The organism is Bradyrhizobium sp. Mp27, assembly GCF_029953005.1.
Classification (GTDB): domain Bacteria; phylum Pseudomonadota; class Alphaproteobacteria; order Rhizobiales; family Xanthobacteraceae; genus Bradyrhizobium; species Bradyrhizobium barranii.
Window position 1 is genome coordinate 1 of the sequence record NZ_JASAUS010000363.1, and the last position, 3,119, is coordinate 3,119.

Annotated in this window: 3 protein-coding genes and 1 pseudogene; 2 read left to right on the top strand and 2 right to left on the bottom strand. The window is 56.9% G+C overall.

The window, feature by feature from the left end:
* Nucleotides 1-586: 586 nt before the first annotated feature.
* Nucleotides 587-787, top strand: a pseudogene (locus QJT78_RS49750) (cold-shock protein).
* A 16-nt stretch (nucleotides 788-803) separates the two neighbouring features.
* On the opposite strand, the gene QJT78_RS49755 reads toward QJT78_RS49750, so the two are convergent.
* Together QJT78_RS49755 and QJT78_RS49760 are read right to left on the bottom strand one after the other, a co-directional pair.
* Nucleotides 804-1,109: a hypothetical protein gene (locus QJT78_RS49755; protein WP_212496817.1), complete on the bottom strand. Its 306-nt coding sequence runs from the start codon at nucleotides 1,107-1,109 to the stop codon at nucleotides 804-806.
* An 867-nt stretch (nucleotides 1,110-1,976) separates the two neighbouring features.
* A complete protein-coding gene (locus tag QJT78_RS49760) occupies nucleotides 1,977-2,537 on the bottom strand; it encodes a hypothetical protein (protein ID WP_281460813.1) in 561 nt (186 codons plus the stop codon).
* A gap of 366 nt (nucleotides 2,538-2,903) precedes the next feature.
* On the opposite strand from QJT78_RS49760, the gene QJT78_RS49765 reads away from it, so the two are divergent.
* Nucleotides 2,904-3,119, top strand: a 216-nt coding sequence (locus QJT78_RS49765) for a hypothetical protein (protein ID WP_281460814.1), incomplete at its 3' end; no start/stop codon positions are given.

The window sequence follows — 3,119 nt, forward strand, 5'->3', positions numbered from 1 at the left end:
GCCCTCCCGACGCAACGACAAAACCGTAAAGCCCCGCGTTCAGCATAACCCGGCAGGAATCCACTTAAATCCAGCGGGGCGCTGTCCAAACAACCGGGGCCAGCTCTGATCAGCGCGCTCGAGCCGCATCTGTGCGGAGCTTTTCCAACTGAGCCTGCATGTCGTTAGCGCGGGCGCAGTGACGCGGAGATGGAAATGGGCTGCTTGCGCGATAGCGTTGAATATTTTTGCGATGTGCACGCGCCAGTTGGTCATCGATCATCGTGTCTTCCTGTGACGGATACACTAACCCATTCCATCGCTTGCTCGACGAGGCAGCGCCCCCGAGCAGCATGCAAGACATCGCAGGAGCGAAGTATCTTCGCCCGTTCTCATCCATGGTAGTGAGCTTTTTTCCCGATCGGTGAACTAGTTCACATTCCCAGCGCCGGTCGTCGCCTGCAAATCGCTTGCCCTGTTATCAGACCACTGATTGCTTCGAAAACACTACTGGACGTTCGCGCGCTGCGGGATTTTGCTTGTCAGCTCCGCGGTCGACCTAGGCTATGCTCATTGTTCAACCGGGAGGCGGACGTGGCGACAGGGCATTGTGAAGTGATTTAACGCAACCAAGGGATTCGGTTTCATCCAGCCCGATGACGGCGGCCAGGATGTTTTCGTGCATATTAGCGCAGTGGAGCGCGCCGACTTATCGGGCATGGCTGAGGGGCAGAAGGTCTCTTACGAAATCCAAGTTGATCGCAAGCGCGGAAAGAGCAGCGCAGAAAATTGCGCGCCGCGACCATAGCGCTGCGGTTTTGATCTCACTGCACCTTTTGTCCGAGGTCTCTCAGGAGCGCGTGGAGAAAGTCACTGGCATGGTCGTATCGCGCGTTGCCATCCGTGATTTGACGGGCGCGCGGCTCCATTAAGCGGCCAACGGTTTCGGAACCGAGCAGCTCAACTCTGTCCGACCACTGCAGCAGCAAACTATCGGGGATGTCTTCCGCAGATCCGAATAGCTGCAGAAGGCAATGTTCGCCCTCGGGTTTATGGTCATGATGAGCCTTGGCAGCATAGAAAGCGAACAACCCGCGAAAGGCATCACGGGAAACGGCAGGTTTTCCCATCGCAATGTCCCTAAAATTAAGACTCTCAATGGAGCAAGTCTGAAGCCCTCGTGCGGGAAAAGCCAGCAAAAAACTTCAGTTTCGCGCTGCACCCGTGTAAAGAGCAGAGGCCGCCTGTTGGGCGGCCTCCGTCTTTCATTACGCTGATCAAAATCGCGCTTAGATCTGCCGTCGCAGCGTTGCCCCTCGAGGTGACGGTGAACAAGTTGCAATAAAAAGGTACCAGCCCCGGTGCCGGGAGGACGGGCGAGGTGGCTTACCTTTGCCCAACAAGATCTGACACAGTTTCTGGGAAAAAGATGCAAGGTCTACCCAGGCGCTGCGCCTGAAGAATAGTGGACAGGCTCGATGTCAAATTCCGCGTACTCGATCGCCACCTCGTTCAGGCCGGAACCGGGCATCGAACGTAGCTTTCTTCAAGTAGTTCTCCCAAAGCTCCAAACTTTCGAAAGCGCGTGGGAGAGTCAATCATGCATGTCACCGCGGCGACTCCGTTGTTCTGATTCTTGCTTGCCAGCTCCAATTGAATTCGCTGGGTCTAAAAATTGTTGCGAGCACGCGTCGACCAGTATCCACATCGCCTATTTCGATTTTGCTGTCCGATCCGCTTGCTCTTTGGATGGAGCACACTACACCATTGCGTAGATCACTTCGGTAGTCTCTCCTATCTTGTGCCGGTAAGCCTTGGGCTACAACGCGTTTCATTGGAGCGGCAGCTGGTCGCGCAGCGGACATTGGTGCCGATGCCAAGGTTGGTTAAGGGCCCACAAGCGGACTCCTGCGGGACAGCAGGACCGATAGGGAGGCGCGTTTCATCGCGCGCGGCCCCGCACAGAACCGTACTGGCGCGAATGCAGGATCGCGAGGTCAGCGGACCGGCAGCATCAAATGCTCGTATTGCGTGCCAGGCCGCATCACATAGGGCCTCGTTGGGTCGGCCTTCGCGTCGCGTGGATAACCATCCAACATCTTAGCGCCAGAGCCCACGATCATTACGTGTGCGCCGGTTTTAATCCAATTGTTGCCGGGCTCTTCTTTTGTTGCATAGGGGTCGGTGTTGCTTGCACCTCCGTCCCCTTGGAGCATGTACATGAACCCCACCTTATTCGCCGGCGGCTCTTTGTGAGCCATCCATGCCGTCGCCCATTCCATCGCGTTTTGATCGCCGCACATCGGATCGGGGTTGGCTGGATCGGCATGACCGGGCATGCACGTCCACTGCCCAGTTCCTTTGCGCAAGGTCCGCATCTTGCCGTCATGATCCATTGCGACGATCGTTGCGTCTTTGGCGATGGCCTCGGGTGCCGCGGACAACGACAGCTTAATGAGCTCCTCGTCGCTCATCTTGTGGCCGGTTGACTGTTGAGCGAAGGTGTAGCTCGGGGTAAGCGCGAGGACAAATAGAGTTACATAGGCCAGCGATTTCATCGAGAAACCTCCCATGATTTTTCGCTGATGCCAGCCGCGGAGGAGCCGGAGGCCGGCGTCTGCGCTGAGGTGCTTGCACGTATGCGCTTGTGCGCTAAGGTGCTTGCAGGCAGTTATTCTAGCCTCCCTTTAGCGCTCCTGAAACGCGCCATTTGGCCGCTGCGGAGCGATCAGCTCCCGGACTTCCGCTCAGGGTCAAAAGCGAAAAACTCAGCCACTTCGCTATAGGCCAAGAAGCCAAATTGACTCGGCGTCACGCAAAAAGCAAAGCCATGCATAGGAAGTGATCGGCACCTCCCTGTGCTTCCGGTTGAACCTTCGCGCGGTTCCGGCGACCCACGCCCATGCAGGGAAACGGAGGTTTCCATGACCAGTTCCAATGGGCGCTCGGTGCATCTCTATCGGTTGATCGTAGCGCGCACGATGGGATTGTGTGCGGTCACACTTTTCGGCATCAACACAGCCTATTCACATAGAGCTGGCCCCGGTTGTTTGGACAGCGCCCCGCTGGATTTAAGTGGATTCCTGCCGGGTTATGCTGAACGCGGGGCTTTACGGTTTTGTCGTTGCGTCGGGAGGGCG